Annotated in this window: 11 protein-coding genes; 3 read left to right on the top strand and 8 right to left on the bottom strand. The window is 66.3% G+C overall.

Annotated features, from left to right (window positions below; translation table 11 throughout):
• Positions 1 to 25: 25 nt before the first annotated feature.
• The 3 genes from G6N58_RS14570 to G6N58_RS14560 form a co-directional block, all read right to left on the bottom strand.
• Positions 26 to 1,483, bottom strand: coding sequence for a purine-cytosine permease family protein (locus G6N58_RS14570; RefSeq protein ID WP_232067865.1), 1,458 nt, complete (start codon positions 1,481 to 1,483; stop codon positions 26 to 28).
• 127 nt (positions 1,484 to 1,610) lie between these two features.
• Positions 1,611 to 3,392: a nitrilase-related carbon-nitrogen hydrolase gene (locus G6N58_RS14565; RefSeq protein WP_115281509.1), complete on the bottom strand. Its 1,782-nt coding sequence runs from the start codon at positions 3,390 to 3,392 to the stop codon at positions 1,611 to 1,613.
• Between the two features lie 178 nt (positions 3,393 to 3,570).
• Positions 3,571 to 4,482, bottom strand: coding sequence for a LysR family transcriptional regulator (locus G6N58_RS14560; RefSeq protein WP_115278225.1), 912 nt, complete (start codon positions 4,480 to 4,482; stop codon positions 3,571 to 3,573).
• 135 nt (positions 4,483 to 4,617) lie between these two features.
• On the opposite strand from G6N58_RS14560, the gene G6N58_RS14555 reads away from it, so the two are divergent.
• Positions 4,618 to 5,781 carry an iron-containing alcohol dehydrogenase gene (locus G6N58_RS14555; protein ID WP_115281510.1) on the top strand — a complete coding sequence of 388 codons (1,164 nt, stop codon included), beginning with the start codon at positions 4,618 to 4,620 and terminating at the stop codon, positions 5,779 to 5,781.
• A 21-nt stretch (positions 5,782 to 5,802) separates the two neighbouring features.
• On the opposite strand, the gene G6N58_RS14550 is transcribed toward G6N58_RS14555, so the two are convergent.
• A complete protein-coding gene (locus G6N58_RS14550; protein WP_068915359.1) occupies positions 5,803 to 6,231 on the bottom strand; it encodes a MarR family winged helix-turn-helix transcriptional regulator in 429 nt (142 codons plus the stop codon).
• Between the two features lie 97 nt (positions 6,232 to 6,328).
• On the opposite strand from G6N58_RS14550, the gene G6N58_RS14545 reads away from it, so the two are divergent.
• Positions 6,329 to 7,420 (top strand): substrate-binding domain-containing protein, encoded by a 1,092-nt coding sequence (locus G6N58_RS14545; protein ID WP_197746424.1) that lies wholly within the window; start codon positions 6,329 to 6,331, stop codon positions 7,418 to 7,420.
• Positions 7,421 to 7,957: 537 nt separating this feature from the next.
• On the opposite strand, the gene G6N58_RS14540 is transcribed toward G6N58_RS14545, so the two are convergent.
• The 3 genes from G6N58_RS14540 to G6N58_RS14530 all read right to left on the bottom strand — a co-directional run bounded on the left by G6N58_RS14540 (position 7,958) and on the right by G6N58_RS14530 (position 11,287).
• The gene (locus tag G6N58_RS14540) at positions 7,958 to 8,812 is read right to left on the bottom strand and encodes a hypothetical protein (RefSeq protein ID WP_115278226.1); all 855 of its coding nucleotides are present in this window, start codon (positions 8,810 to 8,812) and stop codon (positions 7,958 to 7,960) included.
• Positions 8,813 to 8,840: 28 nt separating this feature from the next.
• The gene (ppk2, locus tag G6N58_RS14535) at positions 8,841 to 9,701 is read right to left on the bottom strand and encodes a polyphosphate kinase 2 (RefSeq protein ID WP_172544972.1); all 861 of its coding nucleotides are present in this window, start codon (positions 9,699 to 9,701) and stop codon (positions 8,841 to 8,843) included.
• A 74-nt stretch (positions 9,702 to 9,775) separates the two neighbouring features.
• Positions 9,776 to 11,287: an aldehyde dehydrogenase family protein gene (locus G6N58_RS14530; protein WP_115278227.1), complete on the bottom strand. Its 1,512-nt coding sequence runs from the start codon at positions 11,285 to 11,287 to the stop codon at positions 9,776 to 9,778.
• A gap of 91 nt (positions 11,288 to 11,378) precedes the next feature.
• On the opposite strand from G6N58_RS14530, the gene G6N58_RS14525 reads away from it, so the two are divergent.
• A complete protein-coding gene (locus G6N58_RS14525; RefSeq protein WP_115278228.1) occupies positions 11,379 to 12,179 on the top strand; it encodes an acyl-CoA thioesterase in 801 nt (266 codons plus the stop codon).
• On the opposite strand, the gene G6N58_RS14520 is transcribed toward G6N58_RS14525, so the two are convergent.
• Positions 12,169 to 12,678, bottom strand: a complete 510-nt coding sequence (locus G6N58_RS14520; protein ID WP_115278229.1) for a mycothiol transferase — start codon at positions 12,676 to 12,678, stop codon at positions 12,169 to 12,171. The genes G6N58_RS14525 and G6N58_RS14520 overlap by 11 nt on opposite strands.
• Positions 12,679 to 12,685: the final 7 nt, after the last annotated feature.

The following is a 12,685-nucleotide window of genomic DNA, read 5'->3' as shown; positions in this document are numbered from 1 at the left end:
CCACCCGCGCCGGTGCAGTGCGAAGCTACACGCCGTCGGCGACCTGTGCGTCCGCGTCGTCGCCCACCTCGCCGGAGCGCTCGAGCTGTGCACCGTACTGGCGCCCCCGGGTGGCGACCGTCAGCGGAATGTAGATCACCGGACCGAGCAGCATCGCGACAAACGATGCGAGGTACACGGGGTAGAAGCCGGCCACACCGAGCGCGCCGACCAGCAGGCTGGATCCGAGTGCCACCATTCCGCACACGTTCCAGTCCTTGACCAGTCCATCCCGGTACTCGATGTTCTGCGCGGGAGCGAGTTTGAGCCACTTCCGGCACACGAAGTAGTCACTGAGCAGGATGAAGATCCAGGTGTTGGTCATGATTCCAGTGACGGCAAGAAACTCTCCGGTGTACTGCAGGATGTTCACCGGGTAGCAGGCGACGCCGGCCACGCATAACGCCACCATCCACCATTGCCGGCCGATTCGCTTGGAGGCCAGCGCGTCCCACGCATTGGACAACGCCAGTGAACCGGAATAGAGATTCATGACGTTGATGCGCACCTGGGTGATGATCGCGAAGATGACCCCCAGCACTCCCATCACGACGGCGAAGATCAAGCCGGGATCGGTTGCCGACAGCTGACGCTCCGTATCCGTGCCGTCGAAGTGCCCGAGCATGGTGAAGCCGAGCAGCACACCGAACACCATGACAACCACGATCATGGCCAGCTCGACGAACATGACGCCCGCAGTGCCGGCGTAACCGACCGAACGCTTGACGAACCGGCCGTAGTCGGTCGCGATCAGCGCCTGGAAAACCACCTGCCCGTTTGCCAGGCTCATCGCCTGCCACATCGCCGTCGCGGTCAGCCCACCTTGTGCCTCCCATTGCCCCGGGCCCACCAGCACATAGCCGTTGGCCAGCATCACCATGCCGATCACGAACAGGATGACGAAGATCGGCAGCCCGAAGCGCTGCAGCAGATTCATCGAGTGCATTCCACGCCAGGAGAAGTACAGTGCCGCTGCAGCGATCAGGGCGAACACCACCGTCGCCTGGCCCGAGTCGATCGGGATGCCCAGCAGGTGGCTCAGCCCATGCGAGACGATGCTGCCCTCGAAAACGAAGTAGAAGACGTAGTTGACGGCATACACGATGGAGGCGATTGCCGAACCCTTGGCGCCGAAGCCCAGGCCCCGGGACAACAAGGTGAGCGACAGACCCTCCTGGCTGGCGATGCGCATCACCAGTGCGCCGATGATCGTCGCGCCGATCACCATGTAGGCCACCGGGATCAGGAACATCGGCCACCCCACCAGAAAGCCGATCTGGCCGCCCAGGGCGAACCAGAACATCGCCGTGATGTTGCCACTGAGGACAAGCAGCACGGCGGGGCGCCGCCACCGTTGGTTGTCGGGCACACGCGTGGTCGCATAACTCTCGACCTGCTCGTCCAGACTTGTCGCCGGACCCTGGAAATAGCTTTTGAGGGACAAGGATTCACCTTCTTCGTAATGGACACCCCGTCGGGGTGTGACGAATCAACCGTCGGCATGACCTGACACGACGGGGCCGTGTGGACGCGATGAGCCGACGTCCACACCTGTGCGGTTCTGGGGGGGGTTAGGCGATCACTGCGTGGCGCGGCTCCGCGACCGTCCGGTCCTCGAGGTCGGTGTCGCGCACCAGCACGTCCGGGCCCGACAGCGCGCCGTACCAGTGCGGCAGGCGCATGGCCACCAGATCTTTGCGGCGCACCACGTTCGACGGATAGACCGACCCCGCGTCGGTGGTGTCGATACGCACGGCGGCCACGCCCTCCTGGCCGGCCAACACCTGTTCGCGGCGCGGGAAGGCGAAGGTGTCCGGACCGAACACCCCTGAGCATCCACCGCCCCCGTCGGCGTCCACGGTGTTCGCGAAGGCAAGGTAGACGTTGTTCTCACCCGCTCGCACCCGCATGTGGTGCCAGTGTGTCAGCGACGGCCCGGTGGGAATCGGATAGCTCTGCGCGACTGCGGTTCCACTGTGGCCCATCATGATCCGCTCGCGATTGTCGGCACTTCCCGCGATCACATCACAGGCGTTGAGGGCCAGGATGCGGCCGGATTCCGGCACCAGGAGGTCGTCGCCGTGCAGCAATCCGACGCGGCCGAGCGGAATGTCGGCGTAGGTCCAGGCCGAGCCCGCTGCGAACAGCGCACGTTCGCCATCGCGGAGGTGGATCTTGCGGTGTACCGCCTCGATGCCGTCCGGGCCGATCAGGACCAGGGAGTTGTACTGCCGCCCATCGACGGGAGCGGTCTCCGCCAGACCCACGACCAGCCAGGCCGACGCCGCGGCGGCCGCCTGCATGAGGTGCACGACGGCGGGATCCTGCAGGGTCACCGCTCGAGCGGTCAGCGACAGCTCCGGGAAGACGACGAGCTCGGCACCGCGTTCGGCGACAGTTGATGTGAAGAGCCGGGTGATCGTGGCGAGGTTGGCGTCGGTGTCGGGCACCGGCGTGAATTGCGCCACCGCGACTGTCGCCGCCTTGCCCTCGGGCAGTCCGCGGTGGCCGTAAAGACCGAAGAAGTCCTTCGGGTTCCACAGATAGCTGTTGATCTGCAACTGACGGTAGAGCTCGGGCCGCCGGGCGCGCAGTGCAGGACGATCTGCCCGGTCTGCGTCTGCAGAAGAGCCCACGGTGATGGTCGCGGTGGCGAGACCATCGCCGGAGTCGATGTGGTCCAGAATCGTGGCGTCAGGCGCGATGATGCAGCTCCCACCGCTGAACTGCACGCCGCGCTCCAAGCCCCAGCGATTGCTTTCCATGACGTAGCAACCGTTTTCGTAGGCGCGCGAGATCCAGTACGGCGCCGGGGTTCGTTCGGCCAGCCAGTTGCTGAGGTGACAGATCACCTCAGCCCCGCCCACCGCGGCCAGTCGCGCCGTCTCGACGAAGTGGATGTCCATACAGATGAGCACCGCGATGCGCCCGATCTCGGTGTCGAACACCTGATGCCCGAGGTCTCCCGGGGCCGCCCATTTCGGTTCCGCGATGTAGCCGTGCGTCTTGCGATGCTTTCCGATCAACCCATCGGGGCCGACGAACACCGCCGTGTTGTAGAGCAGGCCGGTCTCCTCGTCGCGCTCCGGCATCCCGAACACGATGTAGCAGTGGCATTCTCGGGCGATCCGCTCGAAGCGCTGTGTGGTGGGACCGGGTACCGGCTCGGCCATCCGTTCGGCCTCGCCCTGATCGAAGAAGCAGTAGCCCGTGGTGCACATCTCGGGAGCGGTGATCAACTTCGCGCCGCCCACGGCCGCACGGGTGACGAGCTCTGCCACGCGGTCGATGTTGCCCTCCTTGTCGAACAGGGTGGGCTCGAACTGAACAGCGGCGACCTGAACGTCTTTCACGTGTGCACCTTTCCGGCCGGGAATCTGCTTCCCGATCCGCTCGTGATCGAAAGCACACGCTAGCCAGAACACGGCCGCCACTGAAGAACTTCAGGTTACGTCTGCATTAACTACTCACCAGTATGTTTCGTACATGTTACGCGCAAGTCGTTGAACTGGTGCTATCTAGATGCAACAACTATTTCCATGTGACGCTTTGCTGGGTGGGCGGTCGCAACTGCGGGTGCGTCAGCACGAGGTTGTCCAGAAAATCGCGCAACGCGCGCACGCGTGCCTGCCGCGATATCTCGCGCGGGACGACCTCCCAGTAGTGCCGGGTGACGGCGAATTCCGTGGGCAACACCCGCGTCAGTGAACTGTCGGCATCACCGATATAGGTGGGCAGCGGCGCGATGCCCAAGCCGGCGCGCACCGCGTGGTGATGCCCGGTGATGTTGGTGGTCTGCACGCGCGCGCGGATACCGGGGAGCAGGCCGTCCAGGAACCGGAGCGGCGCAACGTCGAGTAGGGCCTCGACGTACCAGATCACGACGTGCGAGGCGAGGTCGCCGAGACTGCGCACCTCAGCGTGGGCGCCGAGGTACCCCGCGGACGCGTAGAGGCCCAGCTCGTAATCAGCGAGCGGACGGACCACACCCGCATGCGGTGATGGCTGCTCCAAGGTGATGGCCAAATCGAAATCACGCATCGTCAGCACACCGTGGGTGGTGGCGGTGACCACGGCGACCTCGAGATCGGGATGTGCGTCGGTCAGCGGGAGCAGCCCGGGGGTCAGCAGATACGCCCCGAATCCGTCGGAGGCGACGATCCGCACGTGCCCGCGCAGGCCCTGATGCCGATCGGAGTCCTGGAACGCCGATACGACTGCGGCGTCGATGGCTTCGGCATGCGGCAGCATGCGCCGTCCGGCATCGGTCAGCTGCCACGCACCGCTGGAACGATCGAACAGGCGCTCGCCAGATGCCCTTTCCAAGCTCGCGATGCGGCGGGTGACCGTCGTGCGGTCGACTCCGAGACGTCGTGCGGCGTCGTGCGGCGAGCCCGAGCGCGTCACTTCGAGCAGATAGCGGAGGTTGTCGGCAGATTCCACAACCCCATCTTGCCGTGCAGATATGCACGCTGCTCGTGCGGATCTGAGGATTGACGCGTGCATTTACGCCCCGGAAGCTGTAACGGCTTCGGACCACCGAGTCAGCAATCGAAATCGAGGACACCCGTGACACACCTGACGCATGCCATCGCCGTTCCCCGCACCATGAGGATCGGCGGCGGCTCCGTCGACGAGACCGGTGACGTGCTCCGCGACCTGGGCGCCCGGCGCCCGCTGATCGTGACCGACGCGTTCCTGGTCAGCACAGGCCAGGTGGAGAGGCTCGTCGCATCCCTGGAAGCCTCGGGGGCCAGCGTCGCGGTCTACTCCGACACCGTGCCCGACCCGACGACCGATTCGTTGACCCCCGCCAAGGCGGCGCTGGCTGCACACCGCGCCGATAGTGTCATCGGTTTCGGCGGAGGCAGCCCGATGGACACCGCCAAAGCGTTGGCCGTGCTGGGCGTCAACGACAGGCCGATGCGAGAGTTCAAGGCGCCCAGCGTCTACACCGGTCCCGCACTACCGATCGTCGCGATCCCCACCACGGCCGGCAGCGGGTCGGAGGCCACCCAGTTCACCGTCATCACCGACAGTGCGACCGACGAGAAGATGCTCTGTATCGGCACGTCGTTCCTGCCGATCGCCGCGATCATCGACTACCGCCTCACCTTGTCGATGCCGGCTCGATTGACCGCCGACACCGGTATCGACGCGCTCACCCACGCCGTCGAGGCCTACGTCAGCCGCAAGGCCAACGCATTCTCCGACGGTCTGTGCCTGCTGGCCATCCGGGCGATCGGTCAGAACATCCGGCGGGTGGTCGCCGACGGAAGCGACGAGCAGGCGCGCGCAGCCATGATGATGGCGGCCACGCAGGCCGGCATGGCGTTCTCCAACTCAAGCGTCGCCCTCATCCACGGCATGAGCAGGCCGATCGGTGCGCACTTTCATGTGGCACACGGCCTTTCGAATGCCATGCTCTTTCCCGCGGTCACGCGGTACTCGATCGACGGGGCCGCCGATCGGTACGCCGACTGCGCCCGTGCCATGGGTCTGGCCACCGAACACGAGCCCAGCGCCGGCGCCGCCGCGAACTTCGTCGACGGTATCGCCGAGCTGTGCCGCGACCTGACCGTGCCGACGCCGCAGCACTATGGCATCTCCCGTGCCGAGTGGGATCGGCTCATCCCGACCATGGCGGAGCAGGCCCTGGCATCGGGATCCCCGGCCAACAATCCCCGTGTTCCCGGCGCCGATGACATCGAAGCGATCTACAACGAGATCTACGCCCGGTAACCGGGCCTGGGCGCGGGAACGCTACGCCGGGACCTCGCCCCGCTTCGGGTCGGAACCCGACACATCACGCACCAGGTCACACAACGCGGTCAATTTCTGCAGCTGATCCTGGTCGTACAGCAGGTCGCAACGATCGACAATTTCGGCCAGGTGCCGGTAGGAGCTGGCGCCACGGGACGTCAGCCGGAGATTGATCTTGCGCCGGTCGACCTGGTCGGTCCGCCGGTACACCAGGTTGTTGGCCACCATGCGGTCGACGATCTTCGTCAGCGCCGATGGCGGAATCGATGTCGTCTCGCTGATCTCGGACATCACGAGAGCTCCGGAGCCGTTGAGGCAATCCAGGATCCGCCACTCCTCCAGGGTGCACCCCTGCGCGGCGAGCACCTCACGAACCCGCTCCAGCAGCGAGTTCTGAATCGCACTCAACGCCAGCGCAGCCTGGCTCACGGTTCCCAACTGTCGTTACCTCCCGCCGTGGATTACCGTAACGGGTGGTCGAGGGTAAACAAAGGACAACCCCGACCTGGTGGTGGAGATGGGCCGCATGAACAGCATGGGACGCACGGACTCGGACACCGTGGTCGTCGGCGTGGTCAATCCGTTGCAGGGACCGCTCGGGATCATCGGTCCCTCCGCGCAACTGTGCGCGGAACTGGCCGCCGAGGAGATCAATCGCGACGGCGGCATACTGGGCCGCGAGGTCAGACTCGCACACATCGACGGCGGTGCGCAGGTGCACACGGTTCGAGCGGAAGTGCTGGAACTCGCCATGGCGGGCAGAATACAAGCGCTCGCGGGCGTACACACCTCCACTGTGCGGGAATCACTGGCTTCAGCCATCGGCGGTTCGATCCCCTACATCTACAACTCGTTGTACGAAGGCGGCGAACGGCGCCCGGGAGTCTTCGTCACCGGCGAGACGCCGGAAACGCAGCTGTTGCCCGCGATGACGCTGCTGTCCGGCGAGAGGCGCATCTCCCGCTGGGCCTTGGTCGGCAACGACTACGTGTGGCCGCGCGGGACCGCCAACACCATCCGAGGACACCTGGCGACGACGGGGTCCGGGACGCTGGTCGACGAGATGTATGTCCCGCTGGGCACGGCGGACTTCGGCGCAACCCTCGACCGACTCGAGCGCTCGAGCGCCACGGCTGTGGTCGTTCTGCTGGTGGGACAGGACGCCGTCGAGTTCCACCGGCAGTACGCCGAGCGGGAACTGGATGCCAAGGCGGTGCGCCTGACCCCTCTGATGGACGAGAACATGCTCCTGGCCGCGGGCGATCACAGTTGCCGCGACCTCTACGTCGGCGCGGGGTACTTCTCGTCGCTGTGCACGTCGGACAGCCTGGACTTCGTCGGGCGATATGCCCGCCGGTTCGGCGCTGACGCCCCGGTGGTGGGGACCATGGGTGAATCCTGCTACGAGGGATTGCATCTGCTGGCGGCGCTCGCACGTGCCGCGGGCACCCTCGACGTCAACGTGGTGAATGCGCTGTCGAATTCGCTGGTATATCAATGCGCCCGCGGCGTGCAGCGCCTCGACGCCGGACACACGGCCCCCAGAACGTATCTGGCCGAAGCCGACGGCTTCGACTTCAACGTGCTCACCGAGATGACTCCCGTCCCACTGGGTTGATCGGTATCCCGCGCGGTCAAGCGCGAACGTCGCCGCCTACAGCCGCTATTGCTGGCAGGTGCCTCTTGGGAGGTCGAGTGCCCGGAGCCGTTGATGACGACCTCCAACCGCGACGACCGGGTGTATCCCGGGCGGGCCACCCCGGTGCTGCCGGCGATGCCCGGATGGCGTCCGAGTCGGCGCTGAGCTACTCATTCCTGAAGGTGCTGCGGTAAGCCGACATCCGGCCCTGAGCGCACGGGTAATCGTGTGCGCGCCTAAATAACACACGGCGAACAACCCCGCCGAAACCACAGACAGGATTGCGAACTGCAGAATCTGCCCTCGGGCAACACGTTGCTCATGCATGGCGTCGATAGCCCCGTAGAGCAGAGCGGACACAACCACGACGCCGAGCCCCAACAAGCCATACCGCAGATCCTCCCGGGTAGCGATCCTCATCGCGTCGATTCCGATGTTCGCCCTCCCACCGGTCGCGTACGTCCTCGGCTACCACCTGGGCCGGCGCAGACCCATGGGACGCGGAAAGTTCGCACGTTAAGCCGGTTCCCGCACCGTCCGGCGGAACACCCCGCCCAGCATCGCGAACAGCACGCCCAAGGCGACCAGTCCCCCGCCGGTGGCCAGGGTCAGGTTCAGCCAGTGGTGCATGCTGCCGATTGCGGTGTCCACCAGCGCATCCGCGATCGCCCGGACGTCACCGGAGGTGTCGCCCAGAGCGGTTTCCAGCCGTCCCCGGCCGATCTCCAGCCCGGCCCACCCGGCAGCACCGACGATCAGCGCCGAGACCCCCAGCGCCGCAAGTGCTTTGCCGCGTGAACGGGCAGCCGCCAAGGTCAACAGCGCAAACACCGCCGCGAGCCCCACCGCACCGATGGTGAACCACGGACCCCAGCTGCCCACTGTCTGTAACCGCCCGGGCCGCAGGGCTTCCGGGGCATTCTGGGTCAGCGGCACCGGCAGCGACTGCGGTACCTCGATGTTGTAGTTCTGCAGCGTGTCCTTGATCGACGTGTCGTTGAGCATGGGCCCGATGTCCACCACCCAACGGCCCTCGGCGTCGGTCTGCGACCCCACGGCATCGGTGAACATCCAGCGGTGGGCGAAGCGGTTGGCCTCGGCGAACTGCTGCGGGAACGGCGCACTGGCGGTGTAGCTCGACGTCAGCGCCGCCACCAGGTCGGGCTGCAACCCAGGGCCCAGGTTCAGGATCTGCGTCGTCAACTCCCCCGCCATTGCCTGCTGCAGCGCAGGTTGCGAGGCGGCGTCTTCCGCGAACCGGGCGTAGCCGCCCTCATTCACCAGGTGCGTCTGCACCCACGCCGCGGGTAGGGCGAGCGCCAGCGCCACCGTGGTGAGTAACCACAGCAGCGTCGCCAGCATCCCACGCACAGCAGCAGCCCCTCCGGGGCGGGTGCCGTCAGTCCGACAGTGCGCGCCCCACGATCAGCGGGTCGGCCCGGCCGACCACTTCATGGTCTTTGTTGTCGTAGTCGAACTTACCGAGCACGTAGCGCATGGCGTTGATCCGGGCGCGCTTCTTGTCGTTGCTCTTGACCACGATCCAGGGCGCCACCTCGGTGTCAGTGAGCGCGAACATGTCCTCTTTGGCCGCGGTGTAGTCATCCCACTTGTCCAGCGACGCCAGATCGGTGGGTGAGAGCTTCCACTGCCGAACCGGGTCGACCTGGCGGATGGTGAACCGGGTGCGCTGCTCGGACTGCGTCACCGAGAACCACAGCTTGATCAGGCTGACACCATCGTTGACCAGCATCTGCTCGAACAGCGGCACCTGCCGGACGAACTCGGCGTGCTGCTTGGGCGTGCAGAAGCCCATCACCCGCTCGACCCCGGCGCGGTTGTACCAGGAGCGGTCGAACAGGACGATCTCGCCGGCGGCAGGCAGATGGTTGACGTACCGCTGGAAATACCACTGCGTGCGTTCGCGCTCGGTGGGTTTCTCCAGCGCGACGACGCGGGCGCCGCGGGGGTTGAGGTGCTCCATGAAGCGCTTGATGGTGCCGCCCTTGCCGGCGGCGTCGCGGCCCTCGAACACGATGACGTGCCGGTGGCCGTTGGCCTGGCTCCACTTCTGCAGCTTGAGCAGTTCGATCTGCAGCAACCGCTTCTGTTCCTCGTACTCAGCGCGCTTCATCCGCTCGTCGTACGGGTAGTTCTCCCGCCAGGTGTCGACCGGTTCGTCCCCGGGCTGCAGCAGCAGCACGGGGTCGTCGTCGTCATCGTCGAGGACGGAGTACGAGGCGTTGATGTCCAGCAGCACCGGCGCAACGTATCCGCCGTCGCGAACACCTCGGTGACCGGAAGGTGAACGGCGGGTGGACGCTCAGCAGCGGCTTACTTGGCGCCCTTCCGGGGCACCGACAGCGCCACCTTGGTCATCAGCTTGTTCATCCGGGCCAGCGCCTTGAGCGAGTTGTGGTAGTAATTGCCGCCCGCCGCCAGGGTGGTCCGGGGTACCACGACGGTCTCCTGGCGGCAGAACTTGCGCACCCCCTCGAAACCGCCGAAGCGAACTCCGATTCCCGACGCCTTCCAGCCGCCCATGGGGGCGGTGGTGCACATCAAGTTCGAGATCACGTCGTTGATGTTGACCGCACCGCAATCGAGTTGCACGGCAATGTCTTTCGCGCGCTGCACGTCCTTGGAGAACACCGAGGCACTCAGGCCGTACTGGCTGTCGTTGGCCAGTCTCACCGCCTCGGCCACCGATCCCACCTTCATGATCGGCAGCGTGGGGCCGAAGGTCTCCTCTGTCATGCACAGCATGGAGTGGTCGACGTCCACCAGCACAGTCGGGGGGTAGAAGGTGCCGCGCCCGGTGGGGCGCTTGCCGCCGGTGAGCGCAGTGGCTCCCTTGGCCAGGGCATCCTGGACGTGCCGATCGGTGACAGCCACCTGGGATTCGTCGATCAGCGCGCCGAAATGGTTGCCGTCGCCGGCTCCCATACTGAGTTTGTTCACCGCGGCCACCACGGCGTTGACGAACTGGTCGTAGACCGCATCCAGGACGTACACCCGTTCCACCGACACACACGTCTGGCCCGCGTTGAACATCGCGCCCCACACCGCGGCATTGGCAGCCAGCGCGATGTCGGCGTCTTCACAGACGATCATCGGGTCCTTGCCGCCGAGTTCGAGGCTGACCGGGGTGAGCCGGCGGGCCGCGCGCTCCATCACCTTGGTTCCGGTGGCCGACGACCCGGTGAACTGGATGTAGTCGCTGACGTCGACGACCGCCTCGGACACCTCGCGGGCACCCTGGGCCAGCGCCAGCACCGGCGGCGCGGACACCTCGTTCCAGCCGCGCAGCAGCACCTCGGCGGTGAGCGGGGTGCGCTCAGAGGGCTTCAGCAGCACCGAGCAGCCCGCGGCCAACGCGCCGATGGCGTCCATCATCGCGTTGGCCACCGGATAGTTCCACGGCGCGATGATGCCCACGACGGCGCGCGGGCGGTAGTACACCGAGATCTTCTTGATCGCCATCAGCGGCGACGACGCCGGACGGCTTTCGGGCGCCAGCGCCTTCTCGATGTTCTTGATGTAGTACGACAGGATCATCAGCACCAGCGGCACCTCTTGTGCGGCGTCTGCTGCGGACTTGCCGGTCTCGGCGATCAGCAGCGTCTCGATCTCGTCGCGATGGTCGGCCAGCCACACCGCGTAGCGCGACAGCGTCCGGGCACGGCCCTTGGGTCCGCGGCGCTCCCACTCCCGCTGGGCCTCACGCAGTCCGGCGGCGATGGCCGGGATGTCGGCGGGGTCGGTCCAGGTGACCTGGCCGGCCACGGTGCCGGTCGCGGGATTGTGGATGGTCCCGGTGTTGGCGACATCACTGGTGACAGTCATACGGGCCATGTTAACCACGCCGTGTGACGGATGTCGCACCGGGGTTGACACCTGTCAAAACGGGCTGTGGCGGCGGGTAAGTTCAACGCCCATGACGCACCCGTTTGATGTCGCCCTGGCGCTGGACTCGAGCCCGGGTTCCGCGCGCGGGCGCACCACCCCGGATTACGCCAACATGGTCGGCCCCTTCGGCGGGGTCACCGCGGCGGCCGTCCTCCGCGCCATCGAGCAGCATCCGGACCGCCTCGGCGATCCGGTGTCGCTGACGGTCAACTACGCCGCACCCATCGCCGACGGCCCGTTCGACATCGAACTGCGTGCGGTACGCACCAATCGCACCAATCAGCACTGGATCGCCGAGTTGGTTCAGGACGGCGAGACCCGGACCACCGCCACCGCCGTGTTCGGCATCCGCCGCGACACCTGGTCGGACACCGAGACCGCACCACCTGCCGCACCCGCGCCGGAACACACTGCCCCACTGGACATCTCGAGCTTCGTGACGTGGATGCGCAACTATGACATGCGGTACGTCGAGGGCGCCGTGCCCGGCGAGGACAGTGGCGAGAGCGCGGACTCGACGACGACGTTGTGGGTGCGCGATCAGCCGCCCCGCCCCCTGGACTACCCGGCGCTGACCGCGCTGTGCGACGTGTTCTATCCGCGCGTCTTCCTGCGCCGCGGGCAGATGCTGCCCGCCGGCACCATCTCATTCACCGTGTATTTCCACGCTGATGCCGCCGCACTGCAGCGCCAAGAAGCGGACTACGTGCTGGCCACCGCCCGAGCGCAGCGCTTCACCGGCGGGTTCTTCGACCAGACGGCGCAGCTGTGGGGACGCGACGACACCCTGCTGGCCGTCACCCATCAGCTGGTCTACTTCAAGGCGTGATGCCGCGCAGGTAGGCAGCCTGCCCCAGGTGCTGCGCGCAGTCGTCGAGGACGCTGACCAACCGCACCGATGCCGTCACCGGCGGGTCCCAGTTCTCGTCGATGACCCGTTGCAGCTCGCCGGCGTCGAGCTTGTCGATGTACGCCAGCGTGAGCTCGTGGGTGTCGCGGTAGTAGCCGAGTAGGTTGTCCGCGCTGGCCTGCACCTTGGCCACGTCGGCGGCGCTGTGCCCGTAGCCGGTGTCGTCGCAGGGCAGGTCGAGGCCGAAGGTGTCCACCCAGCCCTTGGCCGTCCAGGCCTGCTCGACGCCCGCGACATCGGCCACCTGCGCATCCTGCACCCGGGCGCTGTGCCACAGCAGCCAGGCCACCGTGTTGGCGTCCGGGGTCGGCCGGTAGGTGGCCACGTTGTCGGTCAGTCCGTCGGTGATCTCTTCGGCGTGTTCGATCAGCCGGGTGAACGCATCGGTCAGGAGTTCGTTGAGTGCATCTGCGGCCATGTGTCCG

It is taken from the genome of Mycolicibacterium tokaiense, from assembly GCF_010725885.1.
Lineage (GTDB): Bacteria > Actinomycetota > Actinomycetes > Mycobacteriales > Mycobacteriaceae > Mycobacterium > Mycobacterium tokaiense.
Note: the sequence above shows the minus strand (reverse complement) of the source record. Positions and strands in the feature narration are given on the sequence as shown.